This window comes from Kitasatospora sp. cg17-2, assembly GCF_054031055.1.
Genome location: NZ_CM132923.1, coordinates 7,050,823 through 7,077,090, shown reverse-complemented (window position 1 = coordinate 7,077,090; position 26,268 = coordinate 7,050,823). Strand labels below are relative to the sequence as shown.

The 26,268-nt window shown below is 69.8% G+C and carries 19 protein-coding genes and 3 rRNA genes; 3 read left to right on the top strand and 19 right to left on the bottom strand.

Annotated elements, in window-relative coordinates; genetic code table 11:
* Positions 1-95: 95 nt before the first annotated feature.
* The 6 genes from ACW14Y_RS29925 to tyrS all read right to left on the bottom strand — a co-directional run bounded on the left by ACW14Y_RS29925 (position 96) and on the right by tyrS (position 9,778).
* A complete protein-coding gene (locus ACW14Y_RS29925; RefSeq protein WP_266274652.1) occupies positions 96-968 on the bottom strand; it encodes a tetratricopeptide repeat protein in 873 nt (290 codons plus the stop codon).
* Complete coding sequence (locus tag ACW14Y_RS29920) at positions 860-2,710, bottom strand: hypothetical protein (RefSeq protein ID WP_456988427.1); 1,851 nt, start codon at positions 2,708-2,710, stop codon at positions 860-862. Before ACW14Y_RS29920 ends, ACW14Y_RS29925 begins: the two co-directional genes overlap by 109 nt.
* A gap of 128 nt (positions 2,711-2,838) precedes the next feature.
* A 5S ribosomal RNA gene (rrf, locus tag ACW14Y_RS29915) occupies positions 2,839-2,955 on the bottom strand.
* A 109-nt stretch (positions 2,956-3,064) separates the two neighbouring features.
* Positions 3,065-6,184, bottom strand: a 23S ribosomal RNA gene (locus tag ACW14Y_RS29910).
* A gap of 278 nt (positions 6,185-6,462) precedes the next feature.
* Positions 6,463-7,986, bottom strand: a 16S ribosomal RNA gene (locus tag ACW14Y_RS29905).
* Together the 16S, 23S and 5S rRNA genes form the textbook arrangement of a ribosomal RNA operon.
* A 529-nt stretch (positions 7,987-8,515) precedes the next feature.
* Positions 8,516-9,778, bottom strand: a complete 1,263-nt coding sequence (tyrS, locus tag ACW14Y_RS29900) for a tyrosine--tRNA ligase (RefSeq protein ID WP_380310231.1) — start codon at positions 9,776-9,778, stop codon at positions 8,516-8,518.
* Positions 9,779-10,120: 342 nt separating this feature from the next.
* Here tyrS and ACW14Y_RS29895 point away from each other — a divergent pair, with 342 nt between their 5' ends.
* Positions 10,121-10,657, top strand: coding sequence for an HNH endonuclease (locus ACW14Y_RS29895; RefSeq protein WP_380310228.1), 537 nt, complete (start codon positions 10,121-10,123; stop codon positions 10,655-10,657).
* A gap of 81 nt (positions 10,658-10,738) precedes the next feature.
* Here the strand turns inward: ACW14Y_RS29895 and ACW14Y_RS29890 are convergent, their stop codons facing one another.
* From ACW14Y_RS29890 to ACW14Y_RS29860, 7 genes are all read right to left on the bottom strand, one after another.
* The gene (locus ACW14Y_RS29890; RefSeq protein ID WP_456983982.1) at positions 10,739-12,655 is read right to left on the bottom strand and encodes an outer membrane protein assembly factor BamB family protein; all 1,917 of its coding nucleotides are present in this window, start codon (positions 12,653-12,655) and stop codon (positions 10,739-10,741) included.
* Positions 12,656-12,773: 118 nt separating this feature from the next.
* A complete protein-coding gene (locus ACW14Y_RS29885) occupies positions 12,774-13,076 on the bottom strand; it encodes a 4a-hydroxytetrahydrobiopterin dehydratase (RefSeq protein WP_380310225.1) in 303 nt (100 codons plus the stop codon).
* Positions 13,066-13,221 (bottom strand): DUF1272 domain-containing protein, encoded by a 156-nt coding sequence (locus tag ACW14Y_RS29880; protein WP_456988284.1) that lies wholly within the window; start codon positions 13,219-13,221, stop codon positions 13,066-13,068. The genes ACW14Y_RS29885 and ACW14Y_RS29880 overlap by 11 nt, the downstream gene beginning before the upstream one ends.
* An 88-nt stretch (positions 13,222-13,309) precedes the next feature.
* The gene (locus tag ACW14Y_RS29875) at positions 13,310-14,068 is read right to left on the bottom strand and encodes a sulfite exporter TauE/SafE family protein (protein WP_043478652.1); all 759 of its coding nucleotides are present in this window, start codon (positions 14,066-14,068) and stop codon (positions 13,310-13,312) included.
* 173 nt (positions 14,069-14,241) lie between these two features.
* The gene (locus tag ACW14Y_RS29870) at positions 14,242-15,300 is read right to left on the bottom strand and encodes an SPFH domain-containing protein (RefSeq protein WP_380310221.1); all 1,059 of its coding nucleotides are present in this window, start codon (positions 15,298-15,300) and stop codon (positions 14,242-14,244) included.
* Between the two features lie 10 nt (positions 15,301-15,310).
* Complete coding sequence (locus ACW14Y_RS29865) at positions 15,311-15,733, bottom strand: NfeD family protein (protein WP_030398242.1); 423 nt, start codon at positions 15,731-15,733, stop codon at positions 15,311-15,313.
* A 193-nt stretch (positions 15,734-15,926) separates the two neighbouring features.
* Positions 15,927-16,718: an ABC transporter ATP-binding protein gene (locus ACW14Y_RS29860; protein ID WP_030398243.1), complete on the bottom strand. Its 792-nt coding sequence runs from the start codon at positions 16,716-16,718 to the stop codon at positions 15,927-15,929.
* Positions 16,719-16,865: 147 nt separating this feature from the next.
* On the opposite strand from ACW14Y_RS29860, the gene ACW14Y_RS29855 reads away from it, so the two are divergent.
* Positions 16,866-17,666, top strand: a complete 801-nt coding sequence (locus ACW14Y_RS29855; RefSeq protein ID WP_380310219.1) for a hypothetical protein — start codon at positions 16,866-16,868, stop codon at positions 17,664-17,666.
* 42 nt (positions 17,667-17,708) lie between these two features.
* Here the strand turns inward: ACW14Y_RS29855 and ACW14Y_RS29850 are convergent, their stop codons facing one another.
* The 3 genes from ACW14Y_RS29850 to ACW14Y_RS29840 form a co-directional block, all read right to left on the bottom strand.
* On the bottom strand, positions 17,709-18,359 hold the full coding sequence (locus tag ACW14Y_RS29850; protein ID WP_173862035.1) for a response regulator: 651 nt from the start codon (positions 18,357-18,359) through the stop codon (positions 17,709-17,711).
* Positions 18,352-19,473 (bottom strand): GAF domain-containing sensor histidine kinase, encoded by a 1,122-nt coding sequence (locus ACW14Y_RS29845; RefSeq protein WP_380310230.1) that lies wholly within the window; start codon positions 19,471-19,473, stop codon positions 18,352-18,354. The genes ACW14Y_RS29850 and ACW14Y_RS29845 overlap by 8 nt, the downstream gene beginning before the upstream one ends.
* Before the next feature lie 347 nt (positions 19,474-19,820).
* Positions 19,821-22,379 carry an FHA domain-containing protein gene (locus tag ACW14Y_RS29840; protein WP_456983979.1) on the bottom strand — a complete coding sequence of 853 codons (2,559 nt, stop codon included), beginning with the start codon at positions 22,377-22,379 and terminating at the stop codon, positions 19,821-19,823.
* A gap of 275 nt (positions 22,380-22,654) precedes the next feature.
* Between ACW14Y_RS29840 and serB the strand changes: the two genes are divergently transcribed.
* On the top strand, positions 22,655-23,929 hold the full coding sequence (serB, locus tag ACW14Y_RS29835; protein WP_380310214.1) for a phosphoserine phosphatase SerB: 1,275 nt from the start codon (positions 22,655-22,657) through the stop codon (positions 23,927-23,929).
* Positions 23,930-24,044: 115 nt separating this feature from the next.
* On the opposite strand, the gene ACW14Y_RS29830 is transcribed toward serB, so the two are convergent.
* The 3 genes from ACW14Y_RS29830 to ACW14Y_RS29820 all read right to left on the bottom strand — a co-directional run bounded on the left by ACW14Y_RS29830 (position 24,045) and on the right by ACW14Y_RS29820 (position 26,215).
* Positions 24,045-24,572 (bottom strand): SixA phosphatase family protein, encoded by a 528-nt coding sequence (locus ACW14Y_RS29830; RefSeq protein ID WP_380312358.1) that lies wholly within the window; start codon positions 24,570-24,572, stop codon positions 24,045-24,047.
* 112 nt (positions 24,573-24,684) lie between these two features.
* Entirely contained in the window at positions 24,685-24,807 is a 123-nt protein-coding gene (locus tag ACW14Y_RS29825; RefSeq protein ID WP_266274030.1) for an SGM_5486 family transporter-associated protein, read from the bottom strand.
* Positions 24,808-24,886: 79 nt separating this feature from the next.
* Positions 24,887-26,215, bottom strand: coding sequence for a CynX/NimT family MFS transporter (locus ACW14Y_RS29820; RefSeq protein WP_456983976.1), 1,329 nt, complete (start codon positions 26,213-26,215; stop codon positions 24,887-24,889).
* Positions 26,216-26,268 lie beyond the last annotated feature (53 nt).

The following is a 26,268-nucleotide window of genomic DNA, read 5'->3' as shown; positions in this document are numbered from 1 at the left end:
GAGGCCCTGCCGCACTCCGGATCTCCCGGGGTGCGGCAGGGCCTCACTCGTGACGCGCCCGACCGCCGGCGCCCGCCGGCGGTCGGGGCCGTCGACTACTTGTCGTCGCGCTCGGCGGAACGCTCCGGCACCACGCCGTCGAACTCCTCGTCGATCTCGAGGTCGTCCTCGTCGTAGAACTCCTCGACGTCCTCCTCGTCCTCGAAGATGACCCGCTCGTCCGAGGACTCGCCACCCTTGCGGGCGGCCGGCTCGGCGGCCTGCTCGGCCTCCTCCTCGGCGAGCTCCGGGTCGAGGGCGTCGATGAACTCCACACCGTCGATCTCGGCGAGACGCTCGGCGGCGTTGGTGGTGCCGTCGGTGTCGGCCTCGACAGCCTTGGCGAACCAGTCGCGGGCCTCGTCGCCGCGGCCGGCCGCGATCAGCGCCTCGGCGTAGGCGTAGCGCAGGCGCGCGGTCCACGGGTGCACCGCGGACGAGGCCAGCTCGGAGCTCTGCAGGGTGACGACGGCGGCGTCGAACTGCTCCATGTCACCGCGCGCACCGGCCGCGACGAGACGCATCTCGACCTGGCCGGCCTTGTCCAGCTGCTTCACCTCGGGCTCGCCGGCCATCGCCAGCGCCTTCTCCGGGCGGCCCAGACCGCGCTCGCAGTCGGCCATCACCGGCCACAGGTCCGCGCGACCGGTCATCCGACGGGCGGCGCGGAACTCGGTCAGCGCCTCCGAGTAGCGCTGGGTCACGTACGAGGCGAAACCGGCCGCCTCACGGACGGCGGCGACGCGGGAGGCCAGCCGCAGCGCGACGCGCGAGTACTGGTAGGCCTCCTCCGGCTCGTCGTCGAGCAGCCGGGCGACCATCACCAGGTTGCGGGCGACGTCGTCCGCGAGCGTCTTGGGCAGGCTCTTGAGCTCCTGGCGCACGTCCGCGTCGATCTCGAAGCCGGTGACGTCCTCGGGGATCGGCAGGCGCTTGACCGGCTCGTAGTTGCCCCGGCGGTCGTCCTGGTAGTCCCGGCCGCCGCCGCGCTCGTCGCGGCCGCCCCGGTAGCCGCCGCGGTCGTCGCGGTCACGGCCGTAGCCGCCGCCCGAGGGGCGGTCGCCGCGGTCGCCGCGGTCGTCACGACGGAAGCCGCCGCCACCACCGCCGTAGGGGCGGTCGCCACCACGGTCGTCGCGGCGGAAGCCGCCACGGTCGCCGCCACGGTCGTCACGGCCGCCACCGAAGCCACCGCCGGAGGGGCGGTCGCCACGGTCGTCACGTCGGAAGCCGCTCGGGCGGTCGTCGCGGCGGAAGCCACCGCCGGTCGGGCGGTCACCACGGTCGTCGCGGCGGAAGCCACCGCCGGACGGGCGGTCGCCGCGGTCGTCGCGACGGAAACCGCCGCCACCACCGGTCGGACGGTCACCACGGTCATCGCGACGGAAGCCGCCACGGTCGCCGCCACGGTCGTCACGGCCACCACCGAAGCCACCCGGGCGGTCGTCACGACGGAAGCCACCACCGGTGGGACGGTCGCCACGGTCATCGCGACGGAAACCGCCGCGGTCGCCACCACGGTCGTCACGGCCACCACCGAAGCCGCCGCCGGAGGGGCGGTCGCCGCGGTCGTCACGACGGAAGCCACCGCGGTCGCCGCCACGGTCGTCACGGCCACCACCGAAGCCACCGCCGGAGGGGCGGTCACCACGGTCGTCGCGACGGAAGCCGCTCGGGCGGTCGTCACGGCGGAAGCCACCACCGGTGGGACGGTCGCCACGGTCGTCACGGCGGAAGCCACCGCCGGACGGGCGGTCGCCACCACGGTCGTCACGACGGAAACCGCCGCCCCCACCGGTCGGACGGTCACCACGGTCATCGCGGCGGAAGCCGCCACGGTCGCCGCCACGGTCGTCACGGCCACCACCGAAGCCACCCGGGCGGTCGTCACGGCGGAAGCCACCACCGGTGGGACGGTCGCCGCGGTCGTCACGGCGGAAGCCACCGCCGGACGGGCGGTCGCCACCACGGTCGTCGCGACGGAAACCGCCGCCACCGCCGGTCGGACGGTCACCACGGTCATCGCGGCGGAAGCCGCCACGGTCGCCGCCACGGTCGTCACGGCCACCACCGAAGCCACCCGGGCGGTCGTCACGACGGAAGCCACCACCGGTGGGACGGTCGCCACGGTCGTCACGGCGGAAGCCACCGCCGGACGGGCGGTCGCCACCACGGTCGTCACGACGGAAACCGCCGCCACCACCGGTCGGACGGTCACCACGGTCGTCACGACGGAAACCGCCGCCACCACCGGTCGGACGGTCACCACGGTCGTCACGACGGAAACCGCCGCCACCACCGCCGCTGTAGGGGCGGTCGCCACCACGGTCGTCGCGGCGGAAGCCGCCACGGTCGCCGCCTCGGTCGTCACGGCCACCGCCGTAGCCACCGCCGTAGCCACCGCCGGCGGGACGGCCGCCGCGGTCGTCGCGGCGGAAGCCGCCACGGTCGTCGCTGCGGTCGTCGCGTCGCGGAGCACGGTCGTTGGACCAGCTCCCGCGAGACCGGGGCTCGTAGCCGCGGCCGTCGTCCGATCGACGCTCGGGACGGTCCTGGGGCTCGTTCGCCATCGTGGTGACTCCTTCTGCTTCTTCATCTCCACCGCGCATCGGGCAGCACCACTGCCCTCGCACGGCTCGGTGCCGGCCTCCTGGCCGTACACCTTCTCCATTGTCCGACATCCAGGGGCACCCCGCGTCCGGGCGGAAGTCCCTGTTCTGCCGGTCGTACACACAAACGCACAACGCAAAAAAGCCGCGGCCCCCAGCGATTCGCTGGGGGCCGCGGCTTTGAATAATTGTTCGGCGGCGTCCTACTCTCCCACAGGGTCCCCCCTGCAGTACCATCGGCGCTGTGAGGCTTAGCTTCCGGGTTCGGAATGTAACCGGGCGTTTCCCTCACGCTATGACCACCGAAACCCTATCGGGTATTCAGCGAAACACACTTTTTAGTTGATAAGTGTTTCTTGTGTTCGCCGGCGATAGCTGTTCGCTACCCGGGAACCACACAGTGAACGCGAGCGTCTGAGGACAAGCCCTCGGCCTATTAGTACCGGTCAACTCCACCCCTCACAGGGCTTCCATATCCGGCCTATCAACCCAGTCGTCTACTGGGAGCCTTACCCTCTCAAGGAGGTGGGAGTGCTCATCTCGAAGCAGGCTTCCCGCTTAGATGCTTTCAGCGGTTATCCCTCCCGAACGTAGCCAACCAGCCATGCCCTTGGCAGGACAACTGGCACACCAGAGGTTCGTCCGTCCCGGTCCTCTCGTACTAGGGACAGCCCTTCTCAACACTCCTACGCGCACAGCGGATAGGGACCGAACTGTCTCACGACGTTCTAAACCCAGCTCGCGTACCGCTTTAATGGGCGAACAGCCCAACCCTTGGGACCTACTCCAGCCCCAGGATGCGACGAGCCGACATCGAGGTGCCAAACCATCCCGTCGATATGGACTCTTGGGGAAGATCAGCCTGTTATCCCCGGGGTACCTTTTATCCGTTGAGCGACGGCGCTTCCACAAGCCACCGCCGGATCACTAGTCCCGACTTTCGTCCCTGCTCGACCCGTCAGTCTCACAGTCAAGCTCCCTTGTGCACTTACACTCAACACCTGATTGCCAACCAGGCTGAGGGAACCTTTGGGCGCCTCCGTTACTCTTTAGGAGGCAACCGCCCCAGTTAAACTACCCACCAGACACTGTCCCTGATCCGGATCACGGACCCAGGTTAGACATCCAGCACGACCAGAGTGGTATTTCAACGACGACTCCACCATGACTGGCGTCATGGCTTCAAAGTCTCCCACCTATCCTACACAAGCCGAACCGAACACCAATATCAAGCTATAGTAAAGGTCCCGGGGTCTTTCCGTCCTGCTGCGCGAAACGAGCATCTTTACTCGTAATGCAATTTCACCGGGCCTATGGTTGAGACAGTCGAGAAGTCGTTACGCCATTCGTGCAGGTCGGAACTTACCCGACAAGGAATTTCGCTACCTTAGGATGGTTATAGTTACCACCGCCGTTTACTGGCGCTTAAGTTCTCAGCTTCGCCCCGACGAATCAGAGCTAACCGGTCCCCTTAACGTTCCAGCACCGGGCAGGCGTCAGTCCGTATACATCGCCTTACGGCTTCGCACGGACCTGTGTTTTTAGTAAACAGTCGCTTCTCGCTGGTCTCTGCGGCCACCCCCAGCTCTGGCAGCAAGTGCCGTCACCAGGAATGGCCCCCCTTCTCCCGAAGTTACGGGGGCATTTTGCCGAGTTCCTTAACCATAGTTCACCCGAACGCCTCGGTATTCTCTACCTGACCACCTGAGTCGGTTTGGGGTACGGGCCGCCATGAAACTCGCTAGAGGCTTTTCTCGACAGCATAGGATCATCCACTTCACCACAATCGGCTCGGCATCAGGTCTCAGGCTATTGTTGTGCGGATTTGCCTACACAACGCCCTACACCCTTACCCCGGGACAACCACCGCCCGGGCTGGACTACCTTCCTGCGTCACCCCATCGCTCACCTAGTACAGACTTGGTTCAGCGGCTCCACCACGTCCCTTTGTCCGAAGACTCCGGGCTACTTCACGGCTTTAGCATCACCTGGTTCAGCGTTGGCGCTTCAAAGCGGGTACGGGAATATCAACCCGTTGTCCATCGACTACGCCTGTCGGCCTCGCCTTAGGTCCCGACTTACCCTGGGCAGATCAGCTTGACCCAGGAACCCTTGGTCAATCGGCGCAAGAGTTTCCCACTCTTGTATCGCTACTCATGCCTGCATTCTCACTCGTGTACCGTCCACGACTGGTTTCCACCGCCGCTTCACCCGGCACACGACGCTCCCCTACCCATCACAGCAGGCGTTGGCCCTTCATGCTGCAATGACACGACTTCGGTGATGTGCTTGAGCCCCGCTACATTGTCGGCGCGGAATCACTTGACCAGTGAGCTATTACGCACTCTTTCAAGGGTGGCTGCTTCTAAGCCAACCTCCTGGTTGTCTCTGCGACTCCACATCCTTTCCCACTTAGCACACGCTTAGGGACCTTAGTCGGTGTTCTGGGCTGTTTCCCTCTCGACCATGGAGCTTATCCCCCACAGTCTCACTGCCACGCTCTCACTTACCGGCATTCGGAGTTTGGCTAAGGTCAGTAACCCGGTGAGGCCCATCGCCTATCCAGTGCTCTACCTCCGGCAAGAAACACGTGACGCTGCACCTAAATGCATTTCGGGGAGAACCAGCTATCACGGAGTTTGATTGGCCTTTCACCCCTAACCACAGGTCATCCCCCAGGTTTTCAACCCTGGTGGGTTCGGTCCTCCACGAAGTCTTACCTCCGCTTCAACCTGCCCATGGCTAGATCACTCCGCTTCGGGTCTTGGGCATGCAACTGTATCGCCCTGTTCGGACTCGCTTTCGCTACGGCTACCCCACACGGGTTAACCTCGCTACACACCGCAAACTCGCAGGCTCATTCTTCAAAAGGCACGCAGTCACGAGACACACAGCAAGCTGCATGTCCGACGCTCCCACGGCTTGTAGGCACACGGTTTCAGGTACTATTTCACTCCGCTCCCGCGGTACTTTTCACCATTCCCTCACGGTACTATCCGCTATCGGTCACCAGGGAATATTTAGGCTTAGCGGGTGGTCCCGCCAGATTCACACGGGATTTCTCGGGCCCCGTGCTACTTGGGAGTTCTTCAAACGAGCCGTACAGATTTCGCCTACGGGGGTCTTACCCTCTACGCCGGACCTTTCGCATGTCCTTCGACTACCTGTACGGTTTCTGACTCGCCGACCGGTAACAGACCGGTCAAGAAAAATCCCACGACCCCATGAGCGCAACCCCTGCCGGGTCTCACACGCTCATGGTTTAGCCTCATCCGGTTTCGCTCGCCACTACTCCCGGAATCACGGTTGTTTTCTCTTCCTGCGGGTACTGAGATGTTTCACTTCCCCGCGTTCCCTCCACATACCCTATGTGTTCAGGTATGGGTGACAGCCCATGACGACTGCCGGGTTTCCCCATTCGGAAACCCCCGGATCAAAGCCTGGTTGACGGCTCCCCGGGGACTATCGTGGCCTCCCACGTCCTTCATCGGTTCCTGGTGCCAAGGCATCCACCGTGCGCCCTTAAAAACTTGGCCACAGATGCTCGCGTCCACTGTGCAGTTCTCAAACAACGACCAGACACCCACACTCAGCAGCCCGAAGACCACCTCGCATGAGACCGGCATCTCTGAAGCAACAGACCATACGGCCGTTCCCTCAGGACCCAACAACGTGCCCGACACAGTCAATCCCAGAACGCGTTCCACGCCGAAGCAGTACTAGCCCCTGGTCTCTTCCTGTGCCGAATAGTCAACGTTCCACCCATGAGCAACCGTGCAGGACATTCGCCTGCAAGCGGCATATTGCTCCTTAGAAAGGAGGTGATCCAGCCGCACCTTCCGGTACGGCTACCTTGTTACGACTTCGTCCCAATCGCTGGTCCCACCTTCGACGGCTCCTCCCCTTACGGGTTAGGCCACCGGCTTCGGGTGTTACCGACTTTCGTGACGTGACGGGCGGTGTGTACAAGGCCCGGGAACGTATTCACCGCAGCATGCTGATCTGCGATTACTAGCAACTCCAACTTCATGGGGTCGAGTTGCAGACCCCAATCCGAACTGAGGCCGGCTTTTTGGGATTCGCTCCGCCTCGCGGCATCGCAGCCCTTTGTACCGACCATTGTAGCACGTGTGCAGCCCAAGACATAAGGGGCATGATGATTTGACGTCGTCCCCACCTTCCTCCGAGTTGACCCCGGCAGTCTCCTGTGAGTCCCCATCACCCCGAAAGGCATGCTGGCAACACAGAACAAGGGTTGCGCTCGTTGCGGGACTTAACCCAACATCTCACGACACGAGCTGACGACAACCATGCACCACCTGTATACCGACCACAAGGGGGCGACTATCTCTAGCCGTTTCCGGTATATGTCAAGCCTTGGTAAGGTTCTTCGCGTTGCGTCGAATTAAGCCACATGCTCCGCTGCTTGTGCGGGCCCCCGTCAATTCCTTTGAGTTTTAGCCTTGCGGCCGTACTCCCCAGGCGGGGAACTTAATGCGTTAGCTGCGGCACCGACGACGTGGAATGTCGCCAACACCTAGTTCCCAACGTTTACGGCGTGGACTACCAGGGTATCTAATCCTGTTCGCTCCCCACGCTTTCGCTCCTCAGCGTCAGTAATGGCCCAGAGATCCGCCTTCGCCACCGGTGTTCCTCCTGATATCTGCGCATTTCACCGCTACACCAGGAATTCCGATCTCCCCTACCACACTCTAGCCTGCCCGTATCGAATGCAGACCCGGGGTTGAGCCCCGGGCTTTCACATCCGACGCGACAGGCCGCCTACGAGCTCTTTACGCCCAATAATTCCGGACAACGCTCGCACCCTACGTATTACCGCGGCTGCTGGCACGTAGTTAGCCGGTGCTTCTTCTGCAGGTACCGTCACTTGCGCTTCTTCCCTGCTGAAAGAGGTTTACAACCCGAAGGCCGTCATCCCTCACGCGGCGTCGCTGCATCAGGCTTTCGCCCATTGTGCAATATTCCCCACTGCTGCCTCCCGTAGGAGTCTGGGCCGTGTCTCAGTCCCAGTGTGGCCGGTCGCCCTCTCAGGCCGGCTACCCGTCGTCGCCTTGGTAGGCCATTACCCCACCAACAAGCTGATAGGCCGCGGGCTCATCCTGCACCGCCGGAGCTTTACACCCGGGACCATGCGGTCCCAGGTCATATCCGGTATTAGACCCCGTTTCCAGGGCTTGTCCCAGAGTGCAGGGCAGATTGCCCACGTGTTACTCACCCGTTCGCCACTGATCCACCCCGAAGGGCTTCACCGTTCGACTTGCATGTGTTAAGCACGCCGCCAGCGTTCGTCCTGAGCCAGGATCAAACTCTCCGTGAATGATTACCGGTAATCCGGTCAGCACTCGCGTCGAGCGGCACGGCAACCACCGGAATAGGGTGATCCCGCGCACTGCGTCCTCGCTAGTGTTTTACTTCAAAAGGAATCTCCAACCCCAGAACAAGTCCGAGGCCGGGGATGTCAACATATCTGGCGTTGACTTTTGGCACGCTGTTGAGTTCTCAAGGAACGGACACTTCCTTCAGGCGGCTTTCACACCGGCCCTCCGGGCGCTTCGTTCTTTCGTGTTCCCAGCTTATCAGACGTTTTCCGCTCCGTTTTCCGGAGTTTCATTCATCGGATTTCCCGAACTGGTCGGGTCGCTTTCTTGCGACGTCCTCCACATTAGCGCATTCCGAGAGTTACTCGAAATTCATGCTCCGAGCGACAAGCACTCGATGGGATGGCCGTTTCAGCGACTCGTTCAACACTAGTCCACCTGGCGGACACCGTCAAACATCAGGGGCGGGATCCGGCTGGATCCCGCCCCTGAGAGTCGAAGCCGCAGGTCAGCGGCGTCGGGTTTCGGTCACTTGGCCAGCTCGGCGGCGGCCAGGTTCCGCTTCCCGCGGCGCAGGACCAGCCAGCGGCCGTGCAGCAGATCGGCCTCGGCCGGCACCGCCTCCTCGTCCGTCACCTTGACGTTGTTGAGGTAGGCACCGCCCTCCTTGATCGTCCGGCGCGCGGCCGAACGGCTCGGGGAGAGACCGACGGCGACCAGCAGGTCGACGATCGACTGGAGCTCGGTGACCTCGGCCTTGGGGACCTCGGCCAGGGCCGCCGCCAGGGTCGGGGCCTCCAGGTCGGCGAGGTCGCCCTGGCCGAACAGCGCCTTGGAGGCGGCGACCGCGCGCTCGTACTGCTCGGCGCCGTGCACCAGCGTGGTCAGCTCCTCGGCCAGCGCGCGCTGGGCAAGGCGGGCGGCCGGGCGCTCGGTGGTCTCGCGCTCCAGCTCCTCGACCTCCTCCTTCGAGCGGAAGCTGAAGATCCGCAGGAAGTTGGGGACGTCCCGGTCGTCCGCGTTCAGCCAGAACTGGTAGAAGGCGTACGGGGTGGTCAGCTCGGGGTCGAGCCAGACCGTGCCGGACTCCGTCTTGCCGAACTTGGTGCCGTCAGCCTTGACGATCAGCGGCGTGGCCAGCGCGTGCACGGACTTGCCGTCGGCCTTGCGGATCAGGTCCGTACCGGCCGTGAGGTTGCCCCACTGGTCGCTGCCGCCGGTCTGCAGGCTGCAGCCGTAGCGGCGGTTCAGCTCCAGGTAGTCCATGCCCTGGAGGATCTGGTAGCTGAACTCGGTGTAGCTGATGCCCGCGTCGGAGTTCAGCCGTCGGGAGACGGCCTCCTTGGCGATCATGTTGTTGACGCGGAAGTACTTGCCCACGTCGCGGAGCAGGCTGATCGCGGACATCCCGGAGGTCCAGTCCAGGTTGTTGACCATGCGCGCCGCGTACGGGCCCTCGAAGTCGAGGAACCGCGAGATCTGGCCGCGCAGGCGGTCGACCCAGGCGGCCACCGTCTGAGGGTCGTTGAGCACGCGCTCGGCGGTGGGCTTCGGGTCACCGATCAGACCGGTGGCGCCGCCGACCAGGCCGAGCGGGAGGTTCCCCGCCTGCTGGATGCGGCGCATGGTGAGGATCTGGACCAGGTTGCCGAGGTGCAGGCTGGGGGCCGTCGGGTCGAAGCCGCAATAGAACGTGACCGGGCCGTCCGCGAACGCCTTGCGCAGTGCGTCCTCGTCGGTGGACAGGGCGATCAGCCCACGCCACCGCAGCTCGTCGACGATGTCCGTCACGGTCACGCTTCTCCTTCGATCGGGCGCCCGCCCGGTGCGGGCCCGGTTCCTCCGGGCCCGGATGCGGGACGACTCCAGCGTTGTAGAGCCTACGCGGTCCCGGCCAACGAGTTTTCTCCGCACTGGCATGGACGCGCCGGACGGGTCGGATTCCCGGCTCCTGCGATTCCGGTCGGATCCGATTCCCGTCGGTCCGTCGTGACCGTGCCCCTCGGCGACACCGGAAATTCCGTTGTTCGACGGCCCTGTGCCCCTTCAGAGTGGTCCCACCGCCGCGCGGCGGCAGTGACGTGTGTGGAGACGGTCGTGCCGCCGTGGCACGCCCGCGGAAGGGTGGCCGAGGTGCGCAGCACGCTGGTTCTGAACGCAAGCTACGAGCCGCTGACGACGGTGTCGCTCCAGCGTGCCGTGGTCCTGGTGCTCCAGGACAAGGCCGTGGTCGAGCAGGCCCACCCACTGCGCACCATGCGCGGGACGGGGGTGACCGTACCGGTGCCGCGGGTGATCAGACTCCAGCGGTACGTCCGGGTGCCGTTCCGACAACAGGCTCCGTGGTCCCGCCGCGGGGTGCTCGTCCGGGACCAGCACCTGTGCGCCTACTGCGGTCGGCGGGCCACCACGGTGGACCACCTGCAGCCCAGGTCGCGCGGGGGTACGGACACCTGGATGAACACGGTGGCCGCCTGCTCCGAGGACAACCAGCGCAAGGCCGACCGGACGCCGGAACAGGCGGGGATGAAGCTGCTCCGCCGGCCGTTCGTGCCGACGCCGCAGGCCACGCTGATGATGGCGCTGGGCCTGCGCGGCGCGGACGTCCGCGACCTGGCCGCCTGGCTGCCGGCCCAGGTGGTCGCGTCGGCCGCGTCGGCCGCCGCCTGACGCGGTACCCGGACCAGGGGGGAAGCGGGGGGAAGCTCGGCCGCGCATCGACGGGGGAAGTCGGTGTGCGGCCGGGCGCGACTACTCCTGCGCCCGGTAGCCGGTCGCGGTGCCGAAGTTGGTCGAGTGCTCGGGGACGGCGACGACCCGGCCGCCGCCGATCAGCACCCGTCCGGAGACCAGCAGCGAGCCGGTCCCGGGCGGGAAGTTCCCGCCGACCGTCTGGCGTCCGTCGGCCAGGGCGAAGCGGCTGAGGTGGGCCGGCTGGTCGAGGCGCTCGTCCACCGCGAGCACCAGGGCGCCGCCGTCCACCGCGACCGCCCGGGCCGCGCCCTTCTCCCGCGCGGTGGTCCGCCAGCGCTGCTTGCCGCTGTCGAGGTCGTAGCCGACCACCGCGACGGAGCCGCCGGCGCCGTTCGCCGGGGCGACCGTGGTGATCATCGTGCGGTCCTGGAAGAAGGCCCCGGGAGTGGCCGAGAACATCCCGTGGGCGACGTCGAGTCGGCCCCCGGAGCCGGCGACCGGGATCTCGGTGGCGGGGTCGCCGTTGGCACCCCAGGCGAGGACCCGGTCGTCCTCGGGCTTCTCGCCGGTGGTGAGCACGACCGGCGGCTCGACGGAGAGCACCGTCGAGGTCCTCGGTTTGTTGTTCAGGGGGCGCGACCAGGTGACCTTGCCGTCGACGGCGTTCAGCGCGACGGCCTGGTCCACGGGGGTGGAGTCGGCGCAGGAGCTGGCGACCAGGACGGTACCGCCGGACGCCCCGCCGGAGAGGGTGCAGAACTTCCCCTGCCCGGTGTACTGCCAGAGATCGTTGCCGCCGGTGGCCTCCCAGGCGACGGCGTGACTGTCGCCGACGGCTATCACCTTGTCGTCGGTGACCCCGACGCTCGCTCCGTAGGCGCCCTTGGCGTCGGAGAGCGACTTGGTCCAGGCCGTCCGGCCGGTGCCGCTGTCGACGGCCGCGACCAGGGAGCAGGGGCTCTTGGGGTCGGCCCGGGGCCGGAACAGCACGGCACCGAGGCCGGTCAGATTGACGGTCGGGGACAGGCCGCAGGGCACGGCACCCGCGGCCGGCGGCTCCATCGACCAGGTCGGACGGCCGTCCGTCAGGTCGTAGGCGCGGACGCCGGTGGCATCGGCGCGGACCACGGCGCCGCCCAGCAGCCAACTGCCGACCAGGGTGTCGTCACCGCCGGGCTGGGCGGCGGCACCGGCGGCCCAGGTCCGGGTGTGCGCGACGGTGAAGCCCGGCTCACCGCCGGTGGCGTTGTCGGCGGAGCCGCCGCCCTCCAGGCCGACCATGAGGCCGGCCGCGACCAGGACGCCGAGGGCGGCGACCCCGGCGCCGGTGCGCACCAGCAGGGCCCGGCGGCCGGGGGTGTGCTCGGCGTCGACGACGGCGTCCGCGGCGGCCCTGGCCCTGGCGGCGAGGCCGGACCGGCCGGCGGCGCGGTCCGCCCGCCGCGAGGAGGGCGCCACGGGCGCGGCCTCGGGCTCGGACTCGGGTTCCGGCTTCGGCTTCGGCTTCGACTCGGGCTCGGGCTCCGGCTCGGTGACGGGCTCCGGCTCCAGCCGCAGATAGCCGTCGGCGGAGTACTCGGCGCCGGCGGGGGCGTAGAGCTCCCCGCCGCTCGGCTGCTGCGGGACGACCACGTAGGGCGCGTACTGCTGCTGGTCCGGTGCGTCGACGGCCCCGTGGGGCCAGGTCTGCTGCGGGGTGTGGCCGTACCCGGCCCGGGAGGCATGGGGGTCGTAGCCGACGTGCCCCTGCGGTCCGTACCCCTGTGGTCCGTACCCCTGCTCCACGTACCCCTGCTGCCCGTAGGCCTGTGCTCCGTAGGCCTGCTGCCCGTACTCCCCCGGCCACGCCTGCTGCGCCGGGTACTCGGCGGGCTCCAGGTGTACCGGGTGCTCCGGGTGCCCGGCGGGCCACTCCAGGGGCGTCTGCTGCGGGTACCACTGCTGGTGGCCGTCGCCGAGGGGATCCTGAGCCATCCGTTCCGTCCCTCCCGACCGCCTGCAATGCGGCAGTCAGCATCTCACGGCCCCGGAGCGGGGCGGAGCGGACGATTCCGGTGCGGTCGGACGGGCCCGACCGCACCGTGGTTCCGGCCTACCGGGCGGACTCGGCGGCGAGCGCGGCGTCGATCCGGGCGGCGAGGTCGAGGTCGAGGGCGGTGAGGCCCCCGGCGCTGTGGGTGGAGAGGACGAAGCGCAGGGTGCGCCAGCGGATGTCGATGTCCGGGTGGTGGTCCATCGCCTCGGCCGCCTCCGCCACCGCCGCCACGACCCGGATCCCGGCCGGGAAGTCGGGGGCGTCGGCGGTCCGGACGATGCTGTCGCCCTCGCGCGTCCAGTGCGGCAGTCCCGCCAGTCCGGCGGTGATCGCGTCCTCGGTCAGCCGTTCACGGCTCATCGGCTCTCCTGTCCTGTCGCCGGCGGCCGGTCGGTCGTCCTCCCGTCCGTCGGGGACGGGCGACCGGCTCGCCGCCGCGGTTCGGGCCGGCGCCGGCCATCTCCTCGGTGCACGGCCCGCAGGACGCGCACTCCCAGGAACATATAGAAGGCCGGACCGTCCGGGGTCGGCGACACCTCGCAGCGCTCGCAGATCGGGCGCATTTCCGGGGCCGTGCCGGGGGTCCCTCCGGATCAGGTGGCGAGCAGCTTGACGATCGCCGCCAGGCCGACGACGACGATGACGGCGCGCAGCGCCTGCGGCGGGAGGCGGCGGCCCACCTTGGCGCCGACCATGCCGCCGACCAGCGAGCCGACCGCGATCAGTCCGGCGGCGGTCCAGTTCACGGTCGAGGTGAAGAGGAAGAACAGCGCCGCGACACCGTTGACGATCATCGCGAGGGCGTTCTTCACCCCGTTGATCCGCTGCAGGTCCTCCTGGAGCATCATGCCCATCAGGGCCAGCAGCAGGACGCCCTGCGCCGCGCCGAAGTAGCCGCCGTAGACACCGGTGAGGAAGATGCCGACGAGCAGCAGCGGGCCGCCGTGCGGGTCGCCGTCGGGGCGGCGGCGGGCCGCGACCGCCTTGGCGACCCGGGGTTGCAGCACCACGAGGACCAGGGCGAGCAGGATCAGCACCGGGACGATCGCGTCGAAGGCGGCGCTGGGCAGTTCGATCAGCAGGTAGGCGCCGAGGACGCCGCCGAGCAGGGAGGCGGTGCCGAAGCGGGCGAGCCGGGCGCCCTGGCCGACCAGCTCGCGCCGGTAGCCGAGCACACCGCTGGCCGAACCGGGGACCAGGCCGAAGGAGTTGGAGACGTTGGCGGTGACCGGCGGGAGGCCGACGGCGAGCAGCACGGGGAAGGTGATGAGGGTGCCGGAGCCGACGATCACATTGATCATCCCCGCGCCGACGCCCGCCACCAGGACGGCGATCGCCTCCCAGACCGTCATGAGCCACCTCCCGTTGGGGTCCTGTCGCCGTGATCATGCCGGACGGACGGGCACCGGTACCAGCCTCGCCCAGGATTCGGGACGTAGGACACACCGGGCGCGAACACGCCCGAGGGCCCGCCCCCGTGCGGTACGGGAGGCGGGCCCTCGGTGGAGCCGGGAGGCTCGGCGGCCTACTGCTCGGGGTCGTTCTTGCGGTACTCCCGGAGCGGGTCGATCCGGGGGCGGGCGGAACCCTTGGTGTCGGTGTCCAGCGGGCGCGGGCCGGCGGCCGGGTCGATCGGCACCTGGGTGGCGGCGGGCGGGGCGGCCGGGGCCCCGGTGGGGACGGCCATCGCGCTGCCATTGGCACCGCCGTTGCCGGTCACCCCGGTGAAGGCGCCGCCGATGCCCTTGAGCGCGTCACCGATCTCGCTCGGGATGATCCAGAGCTTGTTGGCGTCGCCCTTGGCCAGCTCGGGCAGGGTCTGCAGGTACTGGTAGGCCAGCAGCTTCTGGTCCGCGTCGCCCTCGTGGATCGCCTCGAAGACGGTCCGGATGGCGGCGGCCTCACCGTCGGCGCGGAGCACGGCGGCCTGGGCCTCACCCTCGGCCTTGAGGACCTCGGCCTGCTTCTCGCCCTCGGCGCGCAGGATCTGGGACTGCCGGTTGCCCTCGGCGGTGAGGATCGCGGCGCGCTTGTCCCGCTCGGCGCGCATCTGCTTCTCCATCGAGTCCTGGATGGAGGTCGGCGGCTCGATGGCCTTCAGCTCGACGCGGTTGACGCGGATGCCCCACTTGCCGGTGGCCTCGTCGAGGACGCCGCGCAGGCCGGCGTTGATGACCTCGCGCGAGGTCAGGGTGGATTCGAGGTCCATCGAGCCGATGATGTTGCGCAGCGTGGTGACGGTGAGCTGCTCGATCGCCTGGATGTAGCTGGCGACCTCGTAGGTGGCCGCCCGCGCGTCGGTGACCTGGTAGTAGATCACCGTGTCGATGTTGACCACCAGGTTGTCCTGGGTGATCACCGGCTGCGGCGGGAACGGCACGACCTGCTCGCGCAGGTCGATCCGGTTGCGGACCCGGTCGATGAACGGGACCACGATGTTCAGGCCGGCGTTGAGCGTCCGGGTGTAGCGGCCGAAGCGCTCCACGATCGCGGCGCTGGCCTGCGGGATGACCTGAATCGTCTTGATCAGCGCGATGAAGGCCACCACGACCAGGACGACCAGGACGATAAGGACGGGTTCCACTGACTCTCCCCTAGACGACCAGGGCGGTCGCGCCCTGGATTTCGACGACGTCGACCTGCTCACCCGGCTGGTACACCTGCTCGGGGTGGAGCGCGCGGGCCGACCAGATCTCACCGTTGAGCTTGATCCGACCGCCCTCCCCGTCGACCTTCTCCGCGACGACCGCGGTGGCGCCCTTGAGCGCCTCGATGCCCATTCTGATCTGCGGGCCCTTCCGCAGTGCCCGGTAGGCGATCGGGCGGACGACGACCAGTTGCGCGACCGAGACCGCGACGAAGGTCAGCACCTGCCACACCACGTCGGCACCCAGACCGGCGACGCCGGCCGCGAAGAGCGCGCCGACGGCGAACATCGCGAGCTCCGGCATCGTGGTGATCACCAACGGTATGCCGAGGCCGACGGCGACCAGGAGCCACCAGATCCAGCTGTCCACGTGTCCATCCTAGGGAGGAAAGGGCCTATGGGGCGGTCAGTTCCCGCAGGTGGAGGGGCGGAAACCGGTCGCACGTGCGACCGGTTCCGGTTCGGCCGAGTTCAGCGGAGTTCAGTGGCGTCCCGGCCGGACCCCGGAAGGACCCGCCCGGGCCGACGCGGACCCGCCCGGACCGGTGCCGGTCCGGGCCGGTTCAGCCGAGCGGCAGGCCCTGGGCGGACCAGCGGTCGCCGTGGCGCTCCAGGGTCAGCGGCAGGCCGAAGCACTTGGAGAGGTTGCGGGCCGTGAGCTCGGTGTCGATCGGTCCGGCAGTGAGCACCTTGCCCTGGCGGATCATCAGGACGTGGGTGAAGCCGGGGGCGATCTCCTCGACGTGGTGGGTGACCATCGCCATGGCCGGCGCGAACTCGTCCTGGGCCAGGGCGCCGAGGCGGCGGACGAGGTCCTCGCGGCCGCCGAGGTCCAGGCCGGCGGCGGGCTCGTCGAGCAGCAGCAGCTCGGGGTCGGTCATCAGGGCGCGGGCGATCAGGGTGCGCTTGCGCTCGCCCTCGGAGAGGGTGCCGAAGCGGCGGTCGGTCATCCCGGCCATGCCGAGGCGGTCGAGCAGGGCGAGCGCGCGGGACTCGTCGAACTGCTCGTAGGACTCCTGCCAGGTGACGGTCATGCCGTACGCGGCGGTGAGCACCGTCTGCAGCACGGTCTGCTCGGCGGGCAGCTTGTCGAACATGGCCGCGCCGGCCAGGCCGATCCGCGAGCGGAGCTCGAAGACGTCGATCTCGCCGAGCTTCTCGCCGAGGACGCTGACCTTGCCGGAGGTCGGGAACAGGTACGAGGAGGCGATCTGCAGCAGGGTGGTCTTGCCCGCGCCGTTCGGGCCGAGGATGACCCAGCGCTCGCCCTCGGAGATGGACCACGAGACCTGGTCGACCAGCGCGCGCCCCTCCCGGACCACGGAAACGTCCACCAGCTCCAGCACGTCGCTCATGCCTATGCCTTCCCCAAAAACAGATATACGGCCGTCGGTGCGGGCGGCGTCCCGTCCCTGCGGCCGGTGGGCACGGAACGGGTGCGGCGCACGCGCATGGGCAAACCTACGCCACCCGGGTGTCCGCCGATTCCGTAGGCTGGCCGGATGCTCGCCACACCTGCCGACAATCCGTACGAAGAGCCCCGTTCGGGGCGGCTGGCCGCCTGGGGCAACGCTCTGCTGGCCGGACTGGTGCCGCCCGACAACGCCGCCGCGGCGGTCCTGGGGGCCGACGAGAGCCACCGGGTGACCGGTCTGCCCGGGGACGCCCCGGACGAGCGGCACGGGCTCACCTGGGCGCTGGGACGGCTGCGGGTGCTCGGGGTGAAGGGCCTGCGGCTCGCCCTGCCGTCGGCCGGGCACCCGCTGGGCCTGACCGGCCCGGCGCCGTTCAACACCCGCGCGCTGGCGGCCGGGGAGGCCGTGCTGGCGGTGGGGGTGCCGCTGGGGCTGGTGCCCGAGGTGGAGGTGTTCGGCCCGCCCGGGGACCGGTCGGCGACCGTGCTGTGGCGCTGCGCCGAGGTGAACGACGCGCCGCCGGCCGACGTGCCCTCGCTGCACGAGGCCGAGTTCGAGCTGGCCGACGGGCTGCGCCGGGCCACCGTGCTGCTGACCCGGCTGGACGTGGCCGGGGCCGGACCGGAGGCGCTGCGGGCCCTGGAGGCGTACCGGCGGCGCGGGCACGCCGAGCTGCTCGCGCCCGGTTACCCCCCGCGCGCGGTGCGGGTGCTGGAGTCGGCCCGGCAGGTGGCGGCGCTGCTGTCGATCGCCTCGGGCGGCCACGGCGCGGCGGTGAGCGCCTCCGAGATGGCGGCCCGGCAGGAGGCGCTGGCGCCGCTGTGGCGCACCGCCCGCCGGGCCCAGGTGGCGGCGTACAACGCGCTGGTGGACGAGCGGGAGCCGTAACGCGGGCGGGAGCCGTGACACGGCGGGAGCCGCGGCTCCGGACTAGCGGGTCTCGCCGTGCCGGACGGCCCAGAGCGCGGCCTGGGTGCGGTCGGCGAGGTCCAGCTTCATCAGGATGTTGGAGACGTGGGTCTTCACCGTCTTCTCGGACAGGTGCAGACTGCGCGCGATCTCCCGGTTGGAGCGGCCGTCGGAGATGTGGCCGAGCACCTCGCGCTCGCGCTCGGTGAGGGTGCCGCCGCGGCCCTGCGGGGGGCGGGGGCCGTCGTCGGCGAGCAGTGCCTCGGCCAGCTCCGGCTGGAGCAGCACATGGCCGGCGTGGACCGAGCGGATCGCCCCGGCCAGTGCCTCCGGGTCGACGTCCTTGTAGACGTAGCCGGCGGCCCCGGCCCGCAGCGCGGGGACCATGGTGCGGTGCTCGGTGAAGCTGGTGACGATGAGGATCCGGGCCCGGCTGCCCTCCTCCTTGAGCGTGCGCAGCGCCTCGATGCCGTCGACGCCGGGCATCTTGAGGTCCATCAGGACCACGTCGGGGTCGAGCGCCCGGGCCCGCTCGACGCCTTCGGCGCCGTCGGCGGCCTCGCCGACCACCTCGATGTCGTCCTGCACCTCCAGGAAGGTGCGCAGGCCGCGGCGGACGACCTGGTGGTCGTCGACCAGCAGGACGCGGATCGCGGACAGGGTGTCAGGCACCGGGGACCTCCATCTCGACGATCGTGCCCGTTCCGGGGGCCGAGTCCAGGGTGAGCCGGCCGCCGACGGCGGCGGCGCGGTCGCGCATCGAGGCCAGGCCGAGGTGGCGGCCGGCCCGTCGGACGGCGCCGGGGTCGAAGCCCCGGCCGTTGTCGCTGATCCGCAGCACGGCGCCGCGTTCGGGCGTTCCGGCCAGGGTGACGGTGACGCGGCCGGCGCCGGAGTGGCGCAGCGCGTTGTGCAGGGCCTCCTGGGCGACCCGCAGCAGGGCGGCCTCCTGGGCCTGCGGGAGGGCGCGGACGCGGTCGGCGGCGAAGGCGATGTCGGCGGTGTGGGCGCGGTCGAGGACCTGCACCTGGGAGGCCAGGGTGGCGCTCAGGCCGTCCTCCTCCAGCGCGGCGGGGCGCAGTTCGACGACGACGGCGCGCAGTTCGTCGGCGGCCTCGGCGGCGAGCCGGGCGACCTCGGCGAGTTCGGCGCGGGCGCGGGCCGGGTCGCGGTCGACGAGCTTGGCGGCGGCCTTGGCGGTGAGGCGCAGCGAGAAGAGCTTCTGCGAGACGGCGTCGTGCAGGTCGTGGGCGATCCGGGCGCGCTCGCCGGCCAGGGTGAGTTCGCGGCTGCGCTCGTAGAGGCGGGCGTTGGTGAGGGCCAGCGCGGCGTGCGCGGCCAGTATCCGCAGCAGTTCCTCGTCGTGGTCGGTGAAGCCGCCGCCGCCGCGCTTGTTGGCGAGGTAGATGACGCCGAGCACCTCGGGTCCGTCCTCGTCCTCGTCCTCGTCGCGGTCCTCGTCGGCGTCGGCGTCGACGATGGGCATGCCGAGGAAGGCGCCGAGTTGGGGGTGGGCCTCGGGCCAGCCGCCGAAGGCGGGGGCGCGGCGGACGTCGTCGAGCCTGATCGGGCCGGTCTCGTGGAGCATCGCGGCGAGCACGCCGTGCTGGCGGGGCAGCGGTCCGATCGCCCGCCACTGCTCGTCGGTGACACCGTCGACGACGAACTGGGCGAAGCCGCCGTGGTCGTCGGGGACCCCGAGGGCGGCGTACTCGGCGCCGAGCAGCCGGCGGGCGGAGGCGGTGATCCGGCGCAGGACCTCACGGACCTCCAGGTGGCGGCTCATCCCGAGCAGGGCCTGGCTGACGGCCTCGATGCCGGCCAGGCAGGGTTCGCAGGCGGGCAGGGTGCCGTCCGGCGGCGGGCCGACCGGGATCCGGTCGGCGGGCAGCAGTCCGGCGTGCCGGTGGTCGCTTGGCACGGTGGGCATGACGCCAACCTACCGCCGTCCGCGGGGCCCGCGCGTCGGTCCCCGGCCGGGCGGGACGCAGGTCCAGCGACCTAGGTCGTGCCCTGCGGACCGCGCCGGACGAGGGCCACCGGACGGGGCCGGGAACAGGGGCGGGGAACGCCGCGGGGGCGGCCCTCCCCGGTCGGGGTGGGCCGCCCCCGTGCTGGTGGCGGTGCCGGGCGTCAGCCCTTCTGCATGACCTCGGGCTCGTGACGACGCTGGAGGCGGGTGACGATGATGCCGAGGACGACGGACATCAGGATCAGCACCCCGGCGTCGACCCAGAACTGGCCCGAGTTGTGGCCCCAGAGCGCGTCGTACTCGGGGTTCTGGAAGTCCTTGTTCCAGGGTCCGAGCAGGTGCGACAGGTCGAGCGTGGTGGCGACCATGCCGGTGCCCCAGCGGGCCGGCATCAGCCAGGCGAACTGCTCCAGGCCGGGCTTGGAGAAGATCTGGAACAGGCAGCCGGTGAAGACGACCTGGATGATCGCGAACATCACCAGCAGCGGCATGGTCTTCTCGGCGGTCTTGACCAGCGCGGAGATCACCAGGCCGAACATCATCGAGGCGAAGCTCAGCAGGATCAGGCCGAAGCTCATCTCCAGGATCGGCAGGTCCTTGATCACCAGTCCGTGCGCGGGCAGCTTGCGCGGCAGGAAGCCGACCGCGGAGATGATCGCGCCCTGGATCACGCTGAAGAAGCCCAGCACGATGATCTTGGACATCATGTACGCCGAGCGGGACAGGCCGGTGGCCCGTTCCCGTTCGTAGATCGCCCGTTCCTTGATCAGCTCGCGGACCGAGTTCGCCGCGCCGGAGAAACAGGCGCCGATCGCCAGGATCAGCATGATCGTCGCGGCGCCGCTGTTGAGGCCGAGCTGCGACTTGGGGTTCGGCGCCAGCCCCGGTTCGTTGGGGATCAGCACGCTGACCGCGCCGAGCACCGCCGGCAGCAGCACCGACAGCGCCAGGAAGCCCCGGTCGGAGGCGAGCACCGAGGCGTAGCGGCGGATCAGCGTCCACAGCTGCGAGCCCCAGCTCTGCGGCTTCGGCGGGCGGACCGCCTCCTGGACGATCTGCGCGGACTGCACGGCGCCGGACTCCACGTCCGCCGAGTACTGCTGGTGGTGCACCGAGCTGCGGTAGCGGCCGGCCCAGTCGTGGTCCGGGTAGTTCTCGAAGGCCTGGAAGACATCGGCCCAGGTCTCGTACCCGAAGAAGTGCAGCGCCTCGTCCGGCGGGCCGAAGTAGGCCACCGAACCGCCCGGCGCCATCACCAGCAGCCGGTCGCAGAGCGCGAGTTCGGCCACCGAGTGGGTGACGACCAGGATCGTGCGGCCGTCGTCGGCGAGGCCGCGCAGCATCTGCATGACCTCGCGGTCCATGCCCGGGTCGAGGCCCGAGGTGGGCTCGTCCAGGAAGATCAGCGAGGGCTTGGTGAGCAGCTCCAGCGCCACCGAGACGCGCTTCTGCTGGCCGCCGGAGAGCGCGGTGATCCGGTTGTCCGCGCGCTTGTCGAGCCGCAGCTCGTAGAGCACCTCGTCGATCCGCGCCTCGCGCTCGCGCGGCTCGGTGTCGCCGGGGAAGCGCAGCCGGGCCGCGTACTTGAGGCCGGTGCGGACGGTCAGTTCCTTGTGCAGGATCTCCGACTGCGGCACCAGGCCGATGCGCGAGCGCAGCTCGGCGAACTGCTTGTAGAGGTTGCGGCCGTCGTAGAGGACGTCGCCGCGGTCGGCCGGGCGGTAGCCGGTGAGGGCGCGCAGCAGGGTCGACTTGCCGGAGCCGGACGGGCCGATGACGGCGACCAGGGACTTCTCCGGGACGCCGAAGCTGACGTCGTTGAGCAGGACCTTCTTGCCGCCCTTGAAGTCGACCTCGACGGTCAGGTGGCGGGCGGAGAAGGAGACGGCGCCGGTGTCGACGAACTCCTGCAGCTGGTCGCCGACCAGCACGAAGCTGGAGTGGCCGACCGTCAGCCGGTCCTGCGGACCGATCAGCTGGCGCTCGACCCGCAGGCCGTTGAGGAAGATGCCGTTGTGGCTGCCGAGGTCGACGATCTCGTACCGGCCGTCGGGCAGCTGGCGCAGCTCGGCGTGGTGGCGGGAGACCTGGAGGTCGGAGACGACGATGTCGTTGTCCAGCGCACGACCGATCCGCATGGTGTTCATGCCGGCGGTCAGGTTGCGGATGACCGTCGGCTGCGGGCCGCCGTCGTGGGGGGCGGGCGCCTGCTGCGGGAACCCCTGCGGGGCGTGCTGCCCCGGGAAGCCCTGCTGCTGCGGGAAGTGCTGCGGCTGGACCTGCGGCTGCGGCTGGTCCTGCGGCTGCCACTGCTGCTGCTGCGGGTAGGGCTGCTGCTGCGCCGCCGGGGGCTGCCACTGCTGCTGCGGGGCGGCGCTCCGGCTGGTCGCGGCCTCGTGCCAGGCCGGCTGGGCGGCCTGCTGGGCGGCCGGCGCGGAGAACGCGAGCCGGGGGCCGTTCTCGGCGTTGCCGAGGTTGACCACGGCCCCCGGGAACAGCTGGGCCTGCATGGTGCGGGCACCGCCCGTGTACGTGCCGTTGGTGCTGCCGTGGTCGTCCAGCTGCCAACCCGCCCCGTTGAAGGAGATGGTGGCGTGCTGCCAGGACACCCGCGCGTCGTCGAACTGGAAGTCCGACTGCGGATTGCGACCGATGGTGTAGGACCGCCCGGGTTCCATGACCCGCTGCTGTCCGTTGATCTCGATGACGAGTTGCGGCACTCTCGCCTGCCCCGCTCTCTCGGTTCCCCCGATGGTGCGCCCCGGCCAGGTGGGGCGAAATGATCGTGAATCTGACGGGGGAATCATTCCAGCCCGTCGGCCGCGGGTGAAAGCCGCCCCCGCGGACTGTGACCAGGCGGCAACGAATCACGGACCGCCCTTGTACGACCCGGTCCGGCCGGACGGCGGGCTCGTCCACGAAGGACCGGCGGGCTCGTCCACGAACCGGACGGGTGCCGTCGCGGCCTCCGGCTCCGGGTAGCGTGGGACGCACCATGAACGCATCGCCCTTGGCCGCCGAGCCGTTCCCCGCCCCGCAGCCCCGGACCGAGGACGGGCGCACCCTGCTCGTCAAGGTGTTCGGCAAGGACCGCCCCGGCATCACCGCCGGGCTCTTCGCCACCCTGGCCGGGTTCGGCGTCGAGGTCGTCGACATCGAGCAGGTGGTCACCCGTGGCCGGATAACGCTGTGCGCCCTGGTGTCCGCCCCCGCCGTGCGGGGCGCCGAGGGCGACCTGCGGGCCGTGGTGCACCGCTGGGCCGAGGAGCAGAAGCTCCAGGCCGAGATCATCTCCGGGATCGGCGACAACCGGCCGCGCCGCGAGGGCCGCTCCCACGTCACCGTGCTGGGCCACCCGCTGACCGCCTCCGCCGTCGCCGCGCTCACCGCGCGGATCACGGCCGCGGACGGCAACATCGACCGGGTCTTCCGGCTCGCCAAGTACCCGGTGACCGCCGTCGAACTGGCCGTCTCCGGTGTGGCCACCGACCGGCTGCGGGCCGAGCTGGCCCAGGAGGCGGCCACCCAGCGGGTGGACGTCGCGGTGGTGGCGGCCGGGCTGGAGCGGCGGGCCAAGCGGCTGATCGTCATGGACGTCGACTCGACGCTGATCCAGGACGAGGTGATCGAGCTGTTCGCCGCCCACGCGGGCTGCGAGCAGGAGGTCGCCGAGGTGACGGCCGCGGCGATGCGCGGCGAGCTGGACTTCGCGGAGTCGCTGCACGCCCGGGTGGCGCTGCTGGCCGGGCTGGACGCCGCGGTGACCGAGAAGGTGCGCGCGGAGGTCCGGTTCACGCCGGGCGCCCGCACCCTGATCCGCACCCTGCAGCGGCTGGGCTTCCAGGTCGCGGTGGTGTCCGGCGGCTTCACCCAGGTCACCGACCACCTGGTGGAGCAGCTGGGCCTGGACTACGCGGCGGCGAACACCCTGGAGGTGGTGGACGGGAAGTTCACCGGCCGGGTGGTCGGCGAGATCGTCGACCGGGCGGGCAAGGCGCGCTGGCTGAAGCGGTTCGCCGAGCAGGCCAAGGTGCCGCTGGAGCAGACGGTGGCGATCGGCGACGGTGCCAACGACCTGGACATGCTGAACGCGGCCGGGCTGGGCGTGGCGTTCAACGCCAAGCCGGTGGTGCGGGAGGCGGCGGACACCGCGGTGAACGTGCCGTTCCTGGACACCGTGCTGTACCTGCTCGGGATCACCCGCGAGGAGGTCGAGGCGGCCGACGTGGTGGACGTCCTGGACCGCCCGGAGGCCGGCGCGCGGGACTGACCGCCCGGAAGCCGGCGCGCGCGAGGTACTGCAGCGCGCGGGGCCGACCGGACGCACCGAGGGGCGCGCGGACCTGGTCCGCGCGCCCCTCGTCGTCGGTCCGGGCCGCTGCCGCTCAGTCCTGCGGCGTGAAGTACGAGACCAGCCGCGCCACACCCGGTTCGACGTTCTTCCACGAGCCGGAGAAGCTGAGCACCGCGACGGCCGCGGTCGGGAAGCCGCCCAGCCGCAGCCGCTCCAGCGCCTCCCGGTCGCCCTCGTCGCCGGCCAGCACCTGGGTCAGGCCCAGCACCCCCGGGTTGTGGCCCACCAGGACCAGGTCGGCGTACTCCTCCGGGGTCTCCTGGAGGACGGTGATGATCTCGCCGGGGCTGGCGTCGTAGACCCGGTCCTCGTAGACGGTCCGCCAGGCCCGCTTCGGCAGCTCGTGCGCGGCGAGCTTCCACGTCTCCCGGGTGCGCAGGGCGGTGGAGCAGAGCACGTAGTCGGGGTTGATGCCGGAATCGGCGAGCCAGCGGCCGGATTCCGGGGCCTGGTGGCGGCCCCGGTCGGCCAGCGGCCGCTCGTGGTCGTCGACGCCGTCCGGCCAGTCGGCCTTGGCATGGCGGAGAACGATGATCCTGCGGGGCGTGTCTGCGCTCATACCCAGCAAGCTTGGCAGAAAAGCCGGCCGCGGGCGCGATGCTGCCCGATGGCGCCACCCCCGGCGTCGGGGAGTGCCATCATGCGGGGTTCACCGAGGTGTCCCCCGGCGGTCAGCCGATGTTCCGGGCGACGATCGCGACGATCACCAGCAGGACGACGATGCCGCCGATGATCGCGGCGAGCTGGCCGAGCTTCTTGTGGCCGTCGGTGGGGTTCGGTTCGAGAACGGGCATGCCCGGATTCTCCCACCCCGGACACACCCGTCCCCCACCGGGACCCGTTCTCCCCCGCCGGCCCCGCTCTCTCCCGGCGTCAGGCCGCGACGCCCCCGGAGGCCGTCGCCACCGCCTCGTCCTCGATGTGCCGGGCCCGGGCCGCCCGCAGGCCGAACAGCATCTGCGGCACCAGCAGCACCGCCAGGAAGCCGAGCGGCAGGTACCACTCGCCGGTGGCCTGGTAGAGCCGGCCGATCAGGATCGGGCCGGGGATCGAGATCAGGTAGCCGACCCCCTGGGCGAAGGCCGACAGCTGGGCCACCCCGCCGGCCGTCCTGGCCCGCAGGCCGATCATGGTCAGCACCAGCGGGAAGGCGCAGTTCGACAGGCCCACCAGGACCGCCCACAGCCACGGCGCGCCGGCCGGGGCCAGCGCCAGCCCGGTGTAGCCGGCGATGCCGAAGGCCGCCAGGACCACCACGAAGAGCCGCTGGTCACCGCGCCGGGCGGCCAGGTTGGGCAGCACGAAGGAGACCGGCACGCCGATCACCATGGTCAGCGCCAGCAGCACTCCCGAGGTGCCCGAGGAGACGCCGGCGTCCTGGAAGATCGTCGGCAGCCAGCCCATCACCACGTACGCGCCGGTGGCCTGGAAGCCGAAGAAGATCGCCAGCGCCCAGGCGGTGCGGCTGCGGGTGATCGGCAGCCGCACGGTGTCCGGCGCGCCGGCCGCCGCGCCGGCGGACTCACGCCGCCGGCCCAGCAGCACCGGGATCCAGAGCAGCAGGGCGACGGCGCCGAGCCCGGCCCAGACCCCGAGGCCGAGCCGCCAGTCGCCGCCGAGCCCCTTGGTCAGCGGGACGGTGACGGCGGCGGCCAGCGCGGTGCCGGCCGAGAGCGCCATCGAGTAGAGGCCGATCATCGGCCCGACCTTCTCCGGGAAGTACCGCTTGATCACCACCGGGATCAGCACGTTGGAGACCGCCACACCGGCCAGCGCGAGCGCGGTGAGCAGCAGGAAGACCGCCGTGCTCCCGGCGAAGGAGCGGGCCAGCACGCCCGCGGTGATCGCGCCCATGCCCGCGGTGACCACCGCGACCGGGCCGAGCCGCCGGGCCAGCCCGGGCGCGGCGAAGCCGAACAGGGCGAAGCAGAGCGAGGGGACGGCCGTGAGCAGGCCCGCGACGGTCGGGCTCATCCCGAGGTCGGTGCGGACCTGGTCCAGCAGCGGCCCGAGGCTGGTGACCACCGGGCGGAGGTTGAACGCGGCGGCGGCGATCGCGAGGGCGAACAGCCAGCCGAGGTGGCGACTTCTGGGCGGAGCGGGCCGCTCGGTCTGCGGCCTGGCGCCGGCCCGGGGGTCGGCCCGGGGGTCGACCCGGGAGGAAGCGGTGACGGGATCTGCGGTGTCTGCTGCGGACGACATGCGGGCCATCATAGAATGATGGGATGAATTAGCGCATCCTCGAATTGGCATGA

Bases quoted from the DNA above. Each gene is read 5' to 3' on its own strand.
- ACW14Y_RS29920 (WP_456988427.1), bottom strand. From the start codon at position 2,710: ATGGAGAAGGTGTACGGCCAGGAGGCCGGCACCGAGCCGTGCGAGGGC.
- ACW14Y_RS29890 (WP_456983982.1), bottom strand. From the start codon at position 12,655: ATGGCTCAGGATCCCCTCGGCGACGGCCACCAGCAGTGGTACCCGCAG.
- ACW14Y_RS29885 (WP_380310225.1), bottom strand. From the start codon at position 13,076: ATGAGCCGTGAACGGCTGACCGAGGACGCGATCACCGCCGGACTGGCG.
- ACW14Y_RS29875 (WP_043478652.1), bottom strand. From the start codon at position 14,068: ATGACGGTCTGGGAGGCGATCGCCGTCCTGGTGGCGGGCGTCGGCGCG.
- ACW14Y_RS29860 (WP_030398243.1), bottom strand. From the start codon at position 16,718: ATGAGCGACGTGCTGGAGCTGGTGGACGTTTCCGTGGTCCGGGAGGGG.
- ACW14Y_RS29855 (WP_380310219.1), top strand. From the start codon at position 16,866: ATGCTCGCCACACCTGCCGACAATCCGTACGAAGAGCCCCGTTCGGGG.
- ACW14Y_RS29845 (WP_380310230.1), bottom strand. From the start codon at position 19,473: ATGAGCCGCCACCTGGAGGTCCGTGAGGTCCTGCGCCGGATCACCGCC.
- serB (WP_380310214.1), top strand. From the start codon at position 22,655: ATGAACGCATCGCCCTTGGCCGCCGAGCCGTTCCCCGCCCCGCAGCCC.
- ACW14Y_RS29830 (WP_380312358.1), bottom strand. From the start codon at position 24,572: ATGAGCGCAGACACGCCCCGCAGGATCATCGTTCTCCGCCATGCCAAG.
- ACW14Y_RS29825 (WP_266274030.1), bottom strand. From the start codon at position 24,807: ATGCCCGTTCTCGAACCGAACCCCACCGACGGCCACAAGAAGCTCGGC.
- ACW14Y_RS29820 (WP_456983976.1), bottom strand. From the start codon at position 26,215: ATGTCGTCCGCAGCAGACACCGCAGATCCCGTCACCGCTTCCTCCCGG.